This is a genomic window from Helicobacter magdeburgensis, assembly GCF_000765825.2.
Taxonomy (GTDB): Bacteria; Campylobacterota; Campylobacteria; order Campylobacterales; family Helicobacteraceae; genus Helicobacter_C; species Helicobacter_C magdeburgensis.
Window position 1 is genome coordinate 170,828 of the sequence record NZ_JRPE02000003.1, and the last position, 16,033, is coordinate 186,860.

Below are 16,033 nucleotides of genomic sequence, written 5' to 3' on the forward strand. Positions count from 1 at the left end.
AGCATAAGCAGATTCTACTCCTGCTTATGCTGCATATCTTCTTCCACTGCTTGGAGAGCCAAATCACTTAGAATCTTAGCCACTTCCCTGCGTTCCTGCACCACAGCATACGCCCCTTGCGATTGAATTTGCAAAGCAAAAGCGGAACTTTTAGTTTTAAGAATAATCTTACACAAAGGTGAGAGAGAGTGAATATCTTGGTATGCCCTCTGTGCGGTTTCAATAGAATCTATGGCAATAATCACCGCCGCACATTGACTGATGGAGAGCTCTTCTAAAATCCTTCTGCGTGTAATGTCCCCATAGATAACAGGCTCACCTTTTTTGATTCCTTCTTCTACTTTTTTGTAGTTTTTATCCACAGCTACATAACGCACATTGCAGCCCTTGAAATATTCCAAAATCGCCTTGCCAAGCTCCCCATAGCCACATACAACAATATGCCCTTGAATATCTGCTTTCCCCCCTTCCCCTTCTTCTTGTGAATCTTGCTCGTTTTCTACCATTTTTTTCTGTAAAAAGCTAAAAGGTCGCATATATCGTAAGAAAATATCTGTAACCTTATCAAGCCTATCAAGGATAAAAGGTGTGGCTATCATTGAGAAAATCACCATAAGCGTTAGGAATTGATAAATCTCTTGTGGCGTGATACCTGCAAAGAACGCATCGCCAAAAATAGCACCTAAAATCCCACCATCAAGGGTAAGATTAAGAATCTTGTGCTGACTTGCAAGGAGAAAAATTGCAAAGCTAAACTCCCCGATTTGTGCGAGTGATAACGCCACACGCATACCCACACGCTCACCCCTAAAGAAGCACAAAAAGAGATACATAAGTAGCGTTTTTGCTCCCATCATCAATGCTACTAAAATAATAATCACAATAAAATATTCAAGTAAAAAGAGAATATCCACCTGCATTCCCACCGTGATAAAAAACACGCCCAAAAGTATGTCGCGGAAATGCACCAGCACAGATGAGACTTGATACTTATAAGGTGTATTTGAGATAATCATACCTGCCAAAAACGCCCCAAGTGTGAGTGAAAAGCCAAAAGCCTTGCTGATATACGCAGCCCCTAGCACGATTAAAAACACCGCCCCTACAAAGATTTCATCGGTTTTCATATTTGCTGAAAAACGCAAAAACACTTTAGCTAAAATCCTACCGGGCAAAACAAGCACTACAAGCAAGATGATAGCCGAAAAAAGCGTAGTAAGTAGCAAGGCTACAACTTCTGAATCTTTATCGCTTAAAAGCTTAATCATCAGCAAAATAGGAATAACAGCAATATCTTGAAAGATAAGAATCCCCACAGAAGACATTCCATAGGGCGTCTTCGTCTGTCCGCTCTCATTAAGGAATTTCAGCACAATCGCCGTAGATGATAGGCTCACCGCACTTGCTACAATGATAGAAGTAGAGAAGTTAAAGCCTAAAAAGTAATAGCATACAACAAAGAAAAAGGCAATGGAGATTCCAATCTGCATACCGCCAAACACAAGCACTTCTTGCTTCATTGCTGTGATACTCTTAAAACTAAAATCAAGCCCAATCATAAACATCAAAAATACGATACCAAATTCAGCAATATTATTGAGACTTTCAGCATCTTCAAGTCTAAAGTCAAAAATATACGCTGTAAGCACACCTGTAATAATATAGCCGATGATTGTTGGGATTTTGAGCCAACTTAGCACAATGCCCGAGACAACTGCCATTGCCAAAACGCAAAGTATAACAAAATAGGGATCTATAACACACCTCTCCACGATGAAAGTCAATTATTTTCAATTATATATAATGAAAGTAGTTGAAGTGTAATAATGGCGTTAATTATTTGCAATATATAATAAATTTTGTATTTTGCGTTGCGTTAGGTATAGATTTAGCGATAGGGATAGAATGATTTTAGTTTTTGTGGGCGTTGTGTTTGTTGTTCTCAATGCGATGAAAGTGTATGTGTATATGCGATTTTTTTGCCATAGTGTGCTTTTGCCAAAATGGGCGGGGATTGGGATTTTAGTGGCTTTGGCTTTGGGCGAGATAGCCTTGCTTGTGCTAAAAGATGTGCATTTTAGTCATTTTCAATATCTTGCGATTAGCTCGTGCTTGGTTTTGACGCTCACACTTTTTATGGCGTGTGTGAGCGTGGATATACTAAGATTTGGGGTAAATCTAAGCCTTAAATTTTCTAGCAAGATTCAACATAGAGAATCTAAAAATCTAAGCCCCTTAGCTACACAGCGAGATTCAAAGCACAATGACATAAACACAAGCAGACGCACATTTTTGAGTAAATGTAAAGACTATGCGATGGCTGGATTATTTTTGCTATTCACTTTTAAGGGCTTTTCTGCTGCCCTTACTTTGCCGCCTATCAAGGAAGTTCGCATAAAAATTCCGCATTTAAAGGCTAAAAAAAGCATTGCGATGATAAGCGATGTGCATATCGGCAAGAATCTAGGCAGGGCGTTTTTGGAGGGGATTGTAGAAAAGATAAATGCGTTGGAAGCGGATATTGTCGTGATTGTGGGGGATTTAGCAGATGATAAGATTGAAAATATTAAAGATGATTTAGAACCTTTGAAGAGTTTAAAAAGCAAAGAGGGTGTGTATTATGTCTGTGGGAATCACGAGCATTACCACGGGCTAGATTCTATTTTAGAATATTTACGCACATTAAATCTTACTATTTTGCATAATACCAACATTGAGCTTGAAGGCTTTAATCTCGCGGGAGTGAGTGATTTAGCAGGAGTTAGATTTAAGAATCTAGAGCCAGATTTAGAATCTGCTAAAAAGGGCTTAAATCCGCAAAAGCCTAGCATTCTACTTTCTCATCAGCCAAAGTTTGTGTATGAAAATGATGTGAGTGATTTTGACTTAGTCTTATGTGGGCATACTCACGCTGGGCAGGTGTTCCCACTCTCTTTGTTTGTGTGGCTAGATCAGCATTATGTCTATGGGTTATATGACATTACGCATAAAAATATGGAATCTAAGCGACTTACTCAGGATTCTATGCGTGCAGATTCAGGCAAAACGCAATTATATGTCAGTAGCGGTGTGGGCTTTTGGGGACCAGCTATCCGTTTTCTAGCCCCTAGTGAGATTGTGCTATTTAGGCTAGAGTAAGGCTTTATATGCAAATTTTAAATAAGGATTCATAAATGGAAGTGGCATTAAGTGTATGGTTTTTGGTGATTTTGGGCGTTGTGAGTGGAGCGGCGGCCGGGTTTTTTGGCATAGGGGGCGGGGTTATTATCGTGCCTGTGCTTTTGCTTTGCGGTGTGGATATGGAATCTGCCATTGGCATATCCATTATGCAGATGATATTCTCTTCAAGTGTAGGCTCAATGATTAATATCTATCACAAAAAGCTAGATGTGCGAGATGGCGTATTTGTGGGATTAGGTGGGCTTATGGGGGCGGCATTTAGCGGGGTAATCGTGGCTTCTCTCTCTTCTTTTACCTTGCTTTTAGCCTTTTTGCTGCTTTCTTTAGTGAGTTTTTACAAATATGTCTTTGATGTCAAAACAAATGCAAATCCCACGCCGCCTATCACAAATCCTACTAAACAAAAGGCTGTGTTGATTCTAGCTGGGCTTGTTACGGGGATTTTCGCGGTGAGCTTGGGCGTGGGCGGTGGGCTGATACTCGCACCCATTTTGGCGTATTACTTGGGGTTTAACTCTAAAAAAGTCGTGCCTATCTCGCTTTTTTTCATTATCTTTGCTTCAATTTCAGGGAGTATCTCGCTTGGCTCACACGGGCTGATTGACTTTCACTCGGGGCTTATCGTGGGGCTTAGCTCATCTGTTGGCGTGGGGATTGGAATCTACCTTATAAGCAAGGTTACTTTGAGTAATCATCGCTATGCGCTGATTGGAATCTATGCGTTTTCTATTGCGCTGACACTATGGAAAGTGTTTGAGAATCTAGAGCTTTTGTAGGGGCTTTGTGGCAAATACTTTAAAAATGTTTCAATGTGTTTGTTGAGTGCGGGGCGGTAAGATTCTAGAATCTATATTGAATCTACTAAAATAATAATGGTTATTAATTTGTCTTTAAGCTTTTATATATTAAAATGAGACTTGTTTTTAAAATTGCTAACGAAATCATACGAGATTTTGGAGTCTTAGAATGTGTGAGCGGTTTTACGCTTAAGGCACACCCCATTTGAAGGGGATAGGGAATCTTAAAAGACGCCGACAGGACTGATAAGAACACTGCAAAAAAGACAATGCAAAATCTAGAATCTAAAGTATGATTTGGTAGGGCTGGGCGGGTTAGCAAAGCATCTTTTCCTTCCTTATTTGTTGTTTGATTGCATAATTGGGCTATCTTATCTCCTTAAGGTAGCCTCTGTGCAACCCTTTCATTTTAAATTACCAAAGGAGTTTTTATGAGTTTTGAAAGTATTTTAGCCCATATGAATGAGCATCATCAAGGCGAACTTATTGCGCTATGTAAAAAATATGGCAATTCACAGGTTGAAGTGCAAAATGCCAAGCTTGTGGGTGTGGATTTTGTGGGGTTAGATATTGTGTATAACGAGAATCTGTCCTTGCGTGTGGAGTTTCCACAAAAGGCAGATGAAAAGAGCATTAAAGATTCTATTATCGCCTTGTGTCAGGCGGCTAAAGCCCCCGATGTCAGCGGTATAGCCGATGAGATAGAATCTTTTAAAAAAGAGTTTGGCTCAATTATCATCGCAAGTATTGACAAGCAGGGCAATGCCATATCTTCATATTCTCCGCTTATACAGGTTGATGGGGCGTTGTATATCTACATTAGCGAAGTGGCAGAGCATTTTGAAAGCATATCGGCAAATCCTAGCAAAGTAGAGGTGATGTTTTTAGAAGATGAGAGCAAGGCAAAGTCTGTGATTTTGCGTAAGCGGCTTAAATATCGTGTCAATGCAGTGTTTATTGAGCGAGATTCTAGCGAGTTTGAAAAGGCACTGGATAGTTTAGAATCTGCTATGGGCGGAGCTGGGGGCATAAAGACCATACGCAAAATGAGTGATTTTCATCTTATCAGGCTAGAGCTTGGGCTTGGGCGGTTTGTCAAGGGCTTTGGTGCGGCGTATGATATTCTGCCAAATGGTGAGATTAAGCAAGTTGGCGGTAGTGGGAATCCACACGGAAATCCCCATAGCCCACACAATCCCCACAAAGCCTAAGCATTTTTAGCTAAATATAGAATCTAGTCTTCCGCATAGATTCTATATTTGCTTTACATCACAATTTATCGCTTCATAACTTTATACTTAGAATCTAAAGCTTTTATAATTTTTCCCTTTATCCTTGTATCTCGCCATATAAGCTAAAAATCCCCTTGCGTTTATTAGTAGTTTGTTTTTTTGTAGGGTTGCATTCTGCATTGAGTGCAGAATATTTCACAAGGAGTTGTTATGGCAGATGCAAAAGGTATCGCAGCAAATGAGGTTATCTACAAAGTAGGGAAAAAGAAATCACCTATACTTGGATTTTGGGGTATAGATAGATTCTATAAAGGCGAGCTAGGACTAGGTTTGCTTAAGCTTTTCACGCTTGGTGGGCTTGGGATTTGGTATGTTATTGATTGGTTTGCTGTGCCTATGGGGATTAGCTCAAATAATAAGCATATAGAATCACTTGAGCTTATGGCTGTGGCTACGGCTAATTCTTAATCTACTCTTAGATGTCCCACTAGAAGCTCCCAGCTTCCTAGTGGGCGAAAAGCGGTGCTTGTGTAGCGATATTTGGCTTTATAAAAAGCCTTGAGATATAAAAGAATGGGGGAATACAATCAATATGAAAAGATTAGTGTTTTTACTAGGGCTGTGCGTATGTATGGTGTATGGCGATGAGTATTCTAAGCAAAAAGCGGAATTTATGAGTAAAAATTTTGAGAGTAAGCTTAAAGAGCTAGTAAAAGAGAGTGGGCTAAAAAGCGAGAGTGCAAAGCTTTTATATCAAGTGGCAATGGTTCCTGCCTTGTATGAGAGTGGGCTAAAGGGGAATGACGCAAATGGTGGCTGGGAAATATACACTATATCCTTAAATTATAAAGGTAGCAATGGCAGATATTACTTTTGGAATCAGTACAAGAGATTAGCCCAAAGGGTAAATGAAGTATGTGGAGCAAATATAGGCAGTGAAGCAAATGGTATTAATGAAAGCTACACTCCCGCCCAGCAAAAATGTATAAAGTCCCTGCTACCTTAGAGCTAGAGATGAATAAAGACATTTTCAAATGGAACTTAGAGCAGATGAAAAATAAGGAAATTGAAGAGAATAATGAGCGGAAGGAAGGGTGCGATGTGGATTATACACCTATATACCAGCTTGCTGATACTTTGTGGAGTAAGCTTCAAAAAGAAGCAAAGCTCGGTGTATTTAAGGACTTTAATAAGCCCGGAATGGAGCATTTCTACAAAGGATTATCTTATCTATTGGTGGTAAAGGATTCTGAGTGTTATTGGAACGCTACATTTAATCGTTGTGATGAGCTTAAATCTATAAGCGATTTTTTTGAATCGCGTGATAAGAAGCTAGAGCGTAACTTTTCATTCCTATATGATTCTGTGGAAGTCAATCAACAAAAGCTCCAAGCAAGGCTTGATTTGGCTTTTAAAGAACGCGACGATATGCGACAAGCCAATGAATGCTATAAAGTCTTTCTTAGCACAAAGGAATACCAAGAGGCAAGAGCCATAGTCATACAAAAAAATGCAAGAGCCAAAGAGCTAGAGCATAGAATAAGTAGAGCAAAAGCATTAGAAGAATATATGTCTGAGAAGTTGGCTAATTATCTTAATAGAGCGTATGGCAGTATCTTTTGGAACAGATATGATGGAAAAAACGATCTTGCCTTTGATAAATGTATAGGGCTAAGTGATAAAACAAAAGATGATGAGAATGATGAGACACAAGATTCTAAAGAATCTCTGCTTAGTGGGCGATATGCTGAACTTTTTGATGAGAAATATTATGAAAACAAGTCAAATGATTGGTATAGCCCAAAAGTAAAGCCTGAGATATATGAAAACGCCTTGTATAAAGAGCTTACTTGGTGTGCTATAAAAGATAGATACAATGATGTGAGTAAAGAAATATATGAATACAAAAGCGGATTATATAAGGCTGTGGGTATTGGTCGGTATAATGGAGTTCCTAATCTTTATGTTAAAGATACTGGAATAGATGCTACCGCAGGAAAGATTGAAACTGTTGCTGAGGAACTTTATGATAGAAAATGGAAAGCAATGGCTGAAAAATATCCCTATGTGGATTATGAAAGTGCTATTGAAAATCCTTGGTATAAAGATAAAGCAAAAAGAAAGTCTTTTGATGTGATGTTAAGAAAAACATCACATCAATACTTGAAAATCACAAAAAGGAGTATGAGCAATGTAAGAACAAAATGTTTGAAAGCGGTCAGCGAAAATGTAAGGAAAAGTTGAATGAGAAAACGCTCAAACAACTTCAAGCAAAACTTAAATAAGGAGTGAAAAATGGATATGCAAAAGTTGGTTAAACAATATGTCAAAATAGTGAGTGATACGCACTTTGAAAGTGGTGTTAATATCATTAAGGAGCGGTTAAACATCAGCGAGGATGAGGCTACAAACTTTTCTAAAAGCTATGAGTTGGCTGAAATAAAAGCGATTAGAGATAGATTCAATAATAAAAAGAATGACGCAAAAGAAAGCTTTAAATTCAAAGATTTTGAAGAGTTTTATTATTGGTTTAAAGCTCAAAATGACAAATGCTACTATTGCGGAAGCGCACAAGATATGCTAAATGGCGTGTTTGATAGCAAAAAAATAGAATCTAAAAAACCTTCCTTCACAGCCACGCTTCAAATTGACAAAAAAGACCCAGATAATGGCTATAAGGCTGATAATTGCGTGTTGGCGTGTGTGCTGTGCAACAATGCCAAGAGTGATATGATAAATGCGGAGAACTTTAAAAAATATTTTGGTGAGGCGATAGGGAAGTTTGTCGCTGATTTATATAAGGGTGTCATCACAAATAAATAAGATTCTAGAATCTCTACAAAAAGTAGATTCTGCTATAATTCTGGGCTTTTAGTAATTTACCTTAAGGTTTGTCTATGCCCCCATTTTTATCGCCTTTATCACTTCGCTTGAGAGAAAAGATTTTGCCTTTGGCAGATTCTAAGAATCTGCTTGGTTTTTCTGGTGGGGTGGATTCTACGGCGTTATTTTTTTTGCTTGTGGAATATGAAATTCCCTTTGATATGGCTATTGTGCATTATCACACACGCAAACAAGCCGATGATGAGCTATCTCACGCACAGCATTTAGCTAAACTCTATAATAAACACTGCTTTATCTCTCACGCACCGCAATTTTCACAAAACTTTGAATCTCAAGCAAGGGCGTTTAGATTTTCCTTTTTTGATGAGATTATGCAATCGTATGGCTATGGGGCGTTGATTTTAGCTCATCAGCTTAATGATCGCTTTGAATGGTTGCTTATGCAGCTTACGCGTGGGGCTGGGCTGGAAAATCTGCTGGGTTTTGAATCCACTCGCAAGGGCTATGCTATCGCACGACCTTTAGAATCTATAAGCAAAGATGAGATTTATGCCTACTGCAAGGAGAAAGGACTAAAGTATTTTGAAGATTCTAGCAATATGGATTTAGGTTTTAAACGCAATGCTTTTCGTGCGAGATTTGCTAATGAGCTGACAAGGGAGTATGGCAGGGGGATTGCTAAAAGTCTAGAATATCTTAAGCAGGACAAACAACGCCTAAATACGCCAAGTGTAAAAAGGCTAAGGCTAGAGTGTTTAGCAAGGCTTACGCAAGATTCTAAGGATTGCATATGTAGTCAGGGCGGAGTGATTTTTAAACTAGAATCTACTTTGTGGCGGAAAAAAGAGTGTGAAGGGGAGTGTGAAAATGTGGGGGAAAAAATGTGGGGGAATGATGTTGAAAATGGCGGGGAAAATGACACGACAAGCAAGGAGATAGAGCAAAATAGGCTTTTGCAAGGCTGCGATAAGATAGCAAAGCTTTGCGGCTATGTGCTAAGTTTTGCTCAACGCAAAGAGATTGTGAAGAGTGGATTTTGCTGCAAGATTCATTATTTGATGGTTACACATAGTGAATCTGCTCTCTTTGTGGCAGTGGATATATTTGATATGTATCAAAATGTAACGATTCCACCGATGACAAGGGATTTTAAAACTTTTTGTCAAAAATCAAAAATTCCACCAAGGCTTAGAAAACTGCTCTTTGCGGAGCTTTGCCTATTAGAATCTCATCAAAAAGCAGATGATGAAAAAAATCTTAATCTATCAAAAAACAAAGAAAAACAAGCCGATTTTAAGCAATTTATGAAAAAAATCAGCCACTTTTTTGCCATTTGAAAGCGTTTTGTTATTTTTGTATTAACTTTTTAAGGTAGCTATAACTTCAAAGGCATTAGAATAAACCTCGTATTTTTCAAAACACGAACAAGGAGATTGTATGCAGACAAATACGCTCGAGTATGATTACTCAATTGCTAAGTTATTTGTTTTTTCTGCGATGGCATTTGGCTTTGTGGGACTACTCATTGGGGTAGTTATCGCATTTCAAATGGCATTCCCAGATTTAAACTATCTAGCTTCGGAATACGGGACTTTTGGGCGACTTAGACCGCTTCATACTAATGGTATTATCTTTGGTTTTACTCTTAGTGGGATTTGGGCTTCGTGGTATTATTTAGGACAAAGAGTGTTAAAGATTACTTACAAAGAGCATCCGTTTTTGCGTGCGGTTGGTTTAGCACATTTTTGGATTTATATCGTGCTTATGGCACTTGCTGTTATCTCGCTTTTTGCTGGTTTAACACAATCAAAAGAATACTCCGAGCTTATTTGGCCTCTTGATATTGCCGTGGTTGTTGTGTGGGTATTGTGGGGAGTTAGCCTTTTTGGAAGTATGGGCGTAAGGCGTGAGCAGACAATTTATATCTCATTGTGGTATTTTATCGCTACATTTGTGGGAATCTCTGCGCTTTATATTTTCAACAATCTTGCTGTTCCTACTTATTTTGTCGCAGGTGTAGGAAGTGTCTTGCATTCAATTTCATTCTATGCAGGGACAAATGATGCGATGGTGCAATGGTGGTGGGGGCATAATGCCGTTGCATTCGTCTTTACTTCAGGTATCATCGGGTTAATCTATTACTTCCTTCCTAAAGAATCTGGACAGCCTATTTTTTCTTATAAGCTTACGCTCTTCTCATTCTGGGGACTTATGTTTATTTATATTTGGGCGGGTGGGCATCACCTTATTTACTCAACTACGCCTGATTGGATTCAGACTTTAGGGTCTGTTTTCTCTGTTATTCTTATTTTACCTTCTTGGGGGACGGCGATTAATATGCTTCTTACAATGCGAGGACAATGGCATCAAATCAAAGAATCACCAATGATTAAATTCTTAATCCTTGCTTCTACTTGGTATATGCTCACCACACTAGAAGGACCGATTCAGTCTATCCGCTCGGTAAATGGCTTGGCACACTTCACAGATTGGATTATTGGGCACGTTCACGATGCGGCTCTTGGCTGGGTTGGCTTTATGGTGATTGCTGCGTGCTTCCATATGGTGCCTAGAATCTTTAAGCGTGAGATTTACTCTAAAAAGCTTATGGACGTGCAATTCTGGATTATGACAACAGGAATTATCTTGTATTTCTCAAGTATGTGGATTGCAGGTATCACACAAGGTATGATGTGGAGAGATGTAGATGAGAATGGAAGTCTTGTGTATAGCTTTATTGACACGGTTACTGCACTATTCCCTTACTATCTTATCCGTGCGATTGGTGGCTTGATGTATTTGGCAGGATTCATTATGTTTATTTACAACATTATGATGACAATCTCATCAGGTAGAGTGCTTGACAAAGAGCCACAAAATGCCACACCAATGGCAGCATAAAGGAGTGAAAGATGTTTAGTTTTTTAGAAAAAAATCCATTCTTTTTCACGGTTGCGTTTTTATTAGTGTTTTCTATTGCTGGGCTTGTTGAGATTCTGCCCGGCTTTGCTAAAAAGGCTCAACCTATTGAGGGGTTAAAGCCTTATTCATTGCTTGAAACAGCGGGACGACAAGTGTATATTGCTGAAGGTTGCTATAACTGCCACTCGCAGCTTATCCGCCCATTCAAAGCAGAGACAGACAGATATGGTGCATATAGCTTAAGTGGGGAGTATGCTTATGATAGACCTTTCTTGTGGGGTTCAAAACGCACGGGACCAGATTTGCATAGGGTTGGTGATAGCCGTAATGCGGCGGATTGGCACGATGGGCATATGAGAGATCCAAAATCGCGTGTGCCCGGCTCCATTATGCCAGCGTATGAACATCTTTTTACAAAAAATGCTGATTTTGAAACCGCATTTGCTGAAGCCTATACACAAAAGGTTGTATTTGGTGTGCCTTATGATGTTGAAGGTGGCGTGCAAATCGGTACTGAAGGCTATCAAAAAGGCAATGCAGAATCTTTGGCAAAGGCAAAAGAAATCTTTATGCAAGAGGCAAAAGCAGTTGTTGATGATATGATAAGCCAAGATGTGAAAGATGCATTTGAAAAGGGCGAAGTCAAGCAGATTGTAGCGCTTATTGCTTATATGAATAGTCTTGGGCAGTCTCGCCGAGCAGCGACACAGGTATCACAGGCAGGGCAATAATGATACCAGAGGCTCTTATGCATTTCATCATTATGTATCAAAAGGAGATTTATCTCATCGTTACACTTTTGCTTGTGGCGTTTTTGTATGGATATGTGTATCACCTATATTCTTCACAACGCAAGGGTATAAAAGACTATGAGAAGTATGCCAATCTCGCATTGAAAGATAACCTTGATGATGAGCTTGTTGAGCCAAGGGAAGTTATCCATAAACAACAAAATCAATAAAGGGGAAAGCAAATGAATTGGTCAGATAATATAACGACACTTGGGCTATTAGGTGCTTTTGTTATCTTGATACTCACTATTTTTGTAATGGGTGTGTATCTCAAAAAAATCAAAGATAGCAAAGCTGATGGCGAACTCACACACGAGAGCTGGGACGGCATAGGGGAGCAGACAAATAACCTTCCTATTGGTTGGGCGGCTTGCTTTTTGGGTGTGATTATTTGGGGCTTTTGGTATTTATTCTTAGGATATCCACTCAATGCATATTCACAAATTGGCGAATATAACCAAGAAGTGCAAAGCTACAATCAAAAGTATGCAGCCACTTGGGATAAGCTTGATGAAGATGGACTTACAAAAATGGGACAAGGCATATTCTTGGTGCAATGCTCTCAATGCCACGGCGTTACCGCTGAAGGTATGAATGGTAAGGCAAAAGATCTTACAAAATGGGGCAAGGAAGAGGGCATTATTGAAGTGATTAAAGATGGAAGCAAGGGCTTAGAGTATATGGCGGGTGAAATGGTGCCTGTTGAGCTAAGTGATGAAGAAGCAAAAGCGGTAGCAGCTTACATTATGCAAGATATATCAAGCGTGAAAAGCACAAAATATCCGCTTGAAGTGGCTAAGGGTAAGGAAGTCTTTGCAATGCAATGTGCGGCTTGCCACGGCGATGAGGGCAAAGGCAATGGCGGTGGCGTTGATGGCTTTGCTCCAGATTTAAGCAAATATGGCACGACAGAGTTTTTAACAGAAGTGTTGCAAAAAGGCAAAAAAGGAATGATTGGTGTAATGCCTTCATTTAATTATGCAAACTTTGCGACAAGCCAAAAAGAAGCATTGAATGTGTTTATCCGTTCTTTGGAATCTCAAGCAGACTAAGGAGTAGCGTATGAATGGTTTATTTGGTATTAATGGTTTGACAGGATATTTTGTTGCCGTTGTGCTTTTGCTAAGTGTAGTTGGTGTGCTTGGCACTTGTGCTATCCTTACACAAAAAGAAGTAGCGACAAGTTATTATAAGATTGAAGATGCAAGTGCGATTAAGCAAATCAGCACGGATAATGCTAGACACCACACAACCGCACAATAAGGAGAATCTAATGAAACTCACACCGATTGAAAAGCTCCTTGGAGCATTGCTTATAATCACCATTGTTATGACAATCGTCATTCCTTTTATCCCTAATTTATTCCTGCATTTGGTTTAAAATGCCTTTTTCTCTAAAGGGGCTAGTGTATTCTAGCTTCCTATGGGCGGTGATGCTTTATGCGGATATGCCATTAGCACAAGCTCATTCTGCTTATGTTGTTGATAACACACATAAGCTTTTGATACCAAAAAGTGTAGATTTTGTTGAAACCCTTTCAACTGAATTACAAGCAAAAACCGGCTATCATCTTTATATGGCGGTTGTAGATTCTGTGCCTATGGAAGATTTATTTTTAGAATCCCCACAAGATTCCACTTTAAAGCTTACCCCAAAACAAAAGCGTCTAGCCTATAAAAATATGCTTTTAGAAAAACTCCAAAAGCCCTACACCCTTATTGTGTTTATGAAAGAAGATGAAAAGATTGATATTATCAGTTCAGAGCCTAAAAAATATTTTGATGAAGAAAAAGTGTATTATGAATATATGGTGCCGCTTCTGCCAAAGCAAAAAGATGAGATTCTAACCCCACAGCTTATTTCTGCTATTGTGCTAAATGGCTATGCTCAATCTGCGGATATGATAGCTCATCATTTTGATGTAAAATTAGAGAATAATATGCCCGTTGATGAAAGCGGTGGGCGTGAGTTTGTGCGGTTTAGTATGTATGTAATGTTGCTTGTGATGTTTGGCATTATCGGCGTGATTTATCTCACACGCAAAAAGACATAAGGTAAAAATAAGGAGAATATATGCAGGAGAAAAACTATTGGCCTCTAGGCATTGTCGGCGTTTTGTTGTTTGGTGTGTTTATGGTGAGCGTGTCAATTACCATTGCGTTAAAAAACCCCATTCAAGATGAAAGCACCTATTTTGACACAAAACGCAATGTTGATGAACGCATTAATGAGATTATTGCAAATCAAAATCTTTTTAATAGTCTCTTTTCTTACACCATAAGTCTAAATGCCAACACAGCTAAAAAGCTTGATTTTGTCTTTCCTTATTACGCACCATCTCATCGCCCAGATATTAAGGGGGGCGAGATTGTTAAAATCCCAGCAGATAATGTCCGCCTAACTTTTAAGCTAGATAAGCCCACGACACAATTAAAAAGTATTACTCTCTTTTTGGATTCCCCTATCCAAGCTGGGGAGCTAGTGAATCTAGGTGAGTTTAGCACAAATGATTCTCACACATTTACGAGTCAAACGCTTGATAATCTCCCAAATGGGCGGTGGAAGTTTATCCTTGAGCTAAGCTTTACCGCAGATTCGCAAGATTCTACAACCAAAAAAGCCTATTTAGAATCCGAAGTGTTTATCGGCGAGATTCACGCTAAAGATTCCGCTCCTACACCCAAGACATAAGAATCTATATGAAAAATCCCAGAATACACACCACTCATCGTGCCTTTGTGCTACTTGATGCGGTAATGGGGATTTTTATCTGTGCGTTAGGCTTTAGCCTTGCTTTTAGTTTTTTATCCCTACAAAATCCCCAGCAGATAAGCAGTTATACGCATTACAAACAGCTACTTTTAAGCCCACAGCTCACACAAACACAGCTTAGCACCCACTCCACGCCCATACTTACTTATCAAGGCAATATTCACCGCAGCACAGAATCTAATCTCTCATTTTTTGCTCCCACACATATTCGCTAATGTTTTTAGATTCTAAACGCTCCGCTTTTTCGCTTTTTGAAGTGAGCGTGGGGATTGTGATTCTAGGATTGATTGGGCTAGTTTGCAGCTCTATGCTTTTAGATATAAGTAAGCACATCGCCTACACACAGGCTAAAAACGACAGCACAGCACTCACTGCATTGCTAAAGATTGAAAATCTTTTAGAATCTGTCATCATAGAATCTTTGCAAGATTCAAATGGCAAGGCACTCTCCGCCCCAAGCTCACATATTTCCTTTTACACCATTCAGCAGGATTTGCTTTTTGGCGGTGGGGATAAAAATGTTCAGTCCCTTATGCAGGGCAACACGCTTTTGCCTAAATTTTCCATAGAGATTTTACATTCTTACCAAAACACGCTAACGCTCCACCCACTCACAAACAATCATAACAGCACCGGTTGGTCTAATGGAATGACTGCTTATCTTATCTCAAGGCCACAGGGCGATTTTACCTCATTTCGCATTACTGCTACAACAAGCAATACGCTCACGCTTGATAAGCCTCTAACTCACACGCCTTTAGCCATTTTGCCTATCACTCATCATACTTTAAGTGTGTATGATAATGCCTTGTGGCTAGATTCTGTGCCTCTTATTTATGATGTGGAATCTTTTGAAATCACACCTTTAAGCTTTTCACAGGGAATCTTGCTAGAGCTTCATCTATGTGTCAAAACGCCAAATAAGCCTTTCTGCCAGACTCGTGGCATTTGGCTAGATTCTATCGTGGAATTTTTGTAAGAGCAAAGCAATGAAACATAGCGGATATAGCAGACATAGCGGATTTTATATGCTTTATGCGGTGCTATTTATTGTCTCTATCGGCTTATCTTGTGCGTTTTATCTCCAGCAGCATTATCATAGCTCCTTTGCACTCTCTCAAGTCTATGCTAAAACCCAGCTCCAGCTCCACGCAAGAAGTGTGAAGCAAATGGCTCTAATGTGCCTAAGACAAAAGGACATAGCTCAATGTGATAGGCAGGAGTTTATCTTTTCACATTATCATTTTTATGTCCATCTCACGCCTCTTAATAGTGGCACTATTTTGCTTGATATTCACGGCAAGGTTACCCACCCAGCAAGTAATAATCTTGTGCGTATCACAAGACGCTATGTCCTTGTGCCTTAAGATTCTAAACCCATCTCACAAGCTAGAGTATCAAATAAATCTCCAAAGTTTCAAAAGCATTTAAGGAAAAAAGATATAGTTAAGCACAGCAAGGAAGTTAGCAAGTTTGAAAAGTGAAAATTACAAA

Annotated in this window: 19 protein-coding genes; 18 read left to right on the top strand and 1 reads right to left on the bottom strand. The window is 39.3% G+C overall.

Going from position 1 to position 16,033, the window contains the following annotated elements:
* Positions 1–14 precede the first annotated feature (14 nt).
* Positions 15–1,721 carry a cation:proton antiporter gene (locus tag LS74_RS03235; protein ID WP_138128800.1) on the bottom strand — a complete coding sequence of 569 codons (1,707 nt, stop codon included), beginning with the start codon at positions 1,719–1,721 and terminating at the stop codon, positions 15–17.
* 184 nt (positions 1,722–1,905) lie between these two features.
* Here LS74_RS03235 and LS74_RS03240 point away from each other — a divergent pair, with 184 nt between their 5' ends.
* The 18 genes from LS74_RS03240 to LS74_RS03325 all read left to right on the top strand — a co-directional run bounded on the left by LS74_RS03240 (position 1,906) and on the right by LS74_RS03325 (position 15,906).
* Positions 1,906–3,138, top strand: coding sequence for a metallophosphoesterase (locus tag LS74_RS03240; RefSeq protein WP_034585189.1), 1,233 nt, complete (start codon positions 1,906–1,908; stop codon positions 3,136–3,138).
* A 35-nt stretch (positions 3,139–3,173) separates the two neighbouring features.
* On the top strand, positions 3,174–3,956 hold the full coding sequence (locus LS74_RS03245; RefSeq protein WP_034585188.1) for a sulfite exporter TauE/SafE family protein: 783 nt from the start codon (positions 3,174–3,176) through the stop codon (positions 3,954–3,956).
* Between the two features lie 452 nt (positions 3,957–4,408).
* Positions 4,409–5,188 carry a HugZ family heme oxygenase gene (locus LS74_RS03250; protein ID WP_034585186.1) on the top strand — a complete coding sequence of 260 codons (780 nt, stop codon included), beginning with the start codon at positions 4,409–4,411 and terminating at the stop codon, positions 5,186–5,188.
* 231 nt (positions 5,189–5,419) lie between these two features.
* Positions 5,420–5,677 (top strand): NINE protein, encoded by a 258-nt coding sequence (locus tag LS74_RS03255; protein ID WP_052086357.1) that lies wholly within the window; start codon positions 5,420–5,422, stop codon positions 5,675–5,677.
* Between the two features lie 124 nt (positions 5,678–5,801).
* Positions 5,802–6,215 carry a hypothetical protein gene (locus tag LS74_RS03260; RefSeq protein WP_034585184.1) on the top strand — a complete coding sequence of 138 codons (414 nt, stop codon included), beginning with the start codon at positions 5,802–5,804 and terminating at the stop codon, positions 6,213–6,215.
* Positions 6,216–6,223: 8 nt separating this feature from the next.
* Positions 6,224–7,453: a hypothetical protein gene (locus LS74_RS03265; protein WP_167480465.1), complete on the top strand. Its 1,230-nt coding sequence runs from the start codon at positions 6,224–6,226 to the stop codon at positions 7,451–7,453.
* 51 nt (positions 7,454–7,504) lie between these two features.
* The gene (locus LS74_RS03270; protein ID WP_236096785.1) at positions 7,505–8,032 is read left to right on the top strand and encodes an HNH endonuclease; all 528 of its coding nucleotides are present in this window, start codon (positions 7,505–7,507) and stop codon (positions 8,030–8,032) included.
* Between the two features lie 74 nt (positions 8,033–8,106).
* Positions 8,107–9,390: a tRNA lysidine(34) synthetase TilS gene (tilS, locus tag LS74_RS03275; RefSeq protein WP_034585180.1), complete on the top strand. Its 1,284-nt coding sequence runs from the start codon at positions 8,107–8,109 to the stop codon at positions 9,388–9,390.
* Positions 9,391–9,490: 100 nt separating this feature from the next.
* Positions 9,491–10,954 (top strand): cytochrome-c oxidase, cbb3-type subunit I, encoded by a 1,464-nt coding sequence (gene ccoN / locus LS74_RS03280; RefSeq protein ID WP_034585178.1) that lies wholly within the window; start codon positions 9,491–9,493, stop codon positions 10,952–10,954.
* A gap of 11 nt (positions 10,955–10,965) precedes the next feature.
* Positions 10,966–11,706, top strand: coding sequence for a cytochrome-c oxidase, cbb3-type subunit II (gene ccoO, locus LS74_RS03285; RefSeq protein ID WP_034585176.1), 741 nt, complete (start codon positions 10,966–10,968; stop codon positions 11,704–11,706).
* On the top strand, positions 11,706–11,936 hold the full coding sequence (locus LS74_RS03290) for a cytochrome c oxidase, cbb3-type, CcoQ subunit (RefSeq protein ID WP_084584195.1): 231 nt from the start codon (positions 11,706–11,708) through the stop codon (positions 11,934–11,936). Before ccoO ends, LS74_RS03290 begins: the two co-directional genes overlap by 1 nt.
* A gap of 12 nt (positions 11,937–11,948) precedes the next feature.
* Positions 11,949–12,818: a cytochrome-c oxidase, cbb3-type subunit III gene (ccoP, locus tag LS74_RS03295; RefSeq protein WP_034585174.1), complete on the top strand. Its 870-nt coding sequence runs from the start codon at positions 11,949–11,951 to the stop codon at positions 12,816–12,818.
* A gap of 10 nt (positions 12,819–12,828) precedes the next feature.
* The gene (locus LS74_RS03300; RefSeq protein WP_034585172.1) at positions 12,829–13,029 is read left to right on the top strand and encodes a DUF4006 family protein; all 201 of its coding nucleotides are present in this window, start codon (positions 12,829–12,831) and stop codon (positions 13,027–13,029) included.
* Positions 13,030–13,148: 119 nt separating this feature from the next.
* On the top strand, positions 13,149–13,820 hold the full coding sequence (locus LS74_RS03305) for a hypothetical protein (protein ID WP_236096786.1): 672 nt from the start codon (positions 13,149–13,151) through the stop codon (positions 13,818–13,820).
* A 20-nt stretch (positions 13,821–13,840) separates the two neighbouring features.
* Entirely contained in the window at positions 13,841–14,458 is a 618-nt protein-coding gene (locus LS74_RS03310) for a hypothetical protein (RefSeq protein ID WP_034585170.1), read from the top strand.
* Positions 14,459–14,466: 8 nt separating this feature from the next.
* Positions 14,467–14,754, top strand: coding sequence for a hypothetical protein (locus LS74_RS03315; protein WP_034585168.1), 288 nt, complete (start codon positions 14,467–14,469; stop codon positions 14,752–14,754).
* Positions 14,754–15,518, top strand: a complete 765-nt coding sequence (locus LS74_RS03320; protein ID WP_034585166.1) for a hypothetical protein — start codon at positions 14,754–14,756, stop codon at positions 15,516–15,518. Before LS74_RS03315 ends, LS74_RS03320 begins: the two co-directional genes overlap by 1 nt.
* Positions 15,519–15,528: 10 nt before the next feature.
* Positions 15,529–15,906 (top strand): hypothetical protein, encoded by a 378-nt coding sequence (locus LS74_RS03325; protein WP_034585164.1) that lies wholly within the window; start codon positions 15,529–15,531, stop codon positions 15,904–15,906.
* Positions 15,907–16,033: the final 127 nt, after the last annotated feature.

Coding starts and splice junctions, on each gene's coding strand:
- LS74_RS03235 (WP_138128800.1), bottom strand. CDS start 1,721: ATGGCAGTTGTCTCGGGCATTGTGCTAAGTTGGCTCAAAATCCCAACA.
- LS74_RS03240 (WP_034585189.1), top strand. CDS start 1,906: ATGATTTTAGTTTTTGTGGGCGTTGTGTTTGTTGTTCTCAATGCGATG.
- LS74_RS03245 (WP_034585188.1), top strand. CDS start 3,174: ATGGAAGTGGCATTAAGTGTATGGTTTTTGGTGATTTTGGGCGTTGTG.
- LS74_RS03250 (WP_034585186.1), top strand. CDS start 4,409: ATGAGTTTTGAAAGTATTTTAGCCCATATGAATGAGCATCATCAAGGC.
- LS74_RS03255 (WP_052086357.1), top strand. CDS start 5,420: ATGGCAGATGCAAAAGGTATCGCAGCAAATGAGGTTATCTACAAAGTA.
- LS74_RS03260 (WP_034585184.1), top strand. CDS start 5,802: ATGAAAAGATTAGTGTTTTTACTAGGGCTGTGCGTATGTATGGTGTAT.
- LS74_RS03265 (WP_167480465.1), top strand. CDS start 6,224: ATGAATAAAGACATTTTCAAATGGAACTTAGAGCAGATGAAAAATAAG.
- LS74_RS03270 (WP_236096785.1), top strand. CDS start 7,505: ATGGATATGCAAAAGTTGGTTAAACAATATGTCAAAATAGTGAGTGAT.
- tilS (WP_034585180.1), top strand. CDS start 8,107: ATGCCCCCATTTTTATCGCCTTTATCACTTCGCTTGAGAGAAAAGATT.
- ccoN (WP_034585178.1), top strand. CDS start 9,491: ATGCAGACAAATACGCTCGAGTATGATTACTCAATTGCTAAGTTATTT.
- ccoO (WP_034585176.1), top strand. CDS start 10,966: ATGTTTAGTTTTTTAGAAAAAAATCCATTCTTTTTCACGGTTGCGTTT.
- LS74_RS03290 (WP_084584195.1), top strand. CDS start 11,706: ATGATACCAGAGGCTCTTATGCATTTCATCATTATGTATCAAAAGGAG.
- ccoP (WP_034585174.1), top strand. CDS start 11,949: ATGAATTGGTCAGATAATATAACGACACTTGGGCTATTAGGTGCTTTT.
- LS74_RS03300 (WP_034585172.1), top strand. CDS start 12,829: ATGAATGGTTTATTTGGTATTAATGGTTTGACAGGATATTTTGTTGCC.
- LS74_RS03305 (WP_236096786.1), top strand. CDS start 13,149: ATGCCTTTTTCTCTAAAGGGGCTAGTGTATTCTAGCTTCCTATGGGCG.
- LS74_RS03310 (WP_034585170.1), top strand. CDS start 13,841: ATGCAGGAGAAAAACTATTGGCCTCTAGGCATTGTCGGCGTTTTGTTG.
- LS74_RS03315 (WP_034585168.1), top strand. CDS start 14,467: ATGAAAAATCCCAGAATACACACCACTCATCGTGCCTTTGTGCTACTT.
- LS74_RS03320 (WP_034585166.1), top strand. CDS start 14,754: ATGTTTTTAGATTCTAAACGCTCCGCTTTTTCGCTTTTTGAAGTGAGC.
- LS74_RS03325 (WP_034585164.1), top strand. CDS start 15,529: ATGAAACATAGCGGATATAGCAGACATAGCGGATTTTATATGCTTTAT.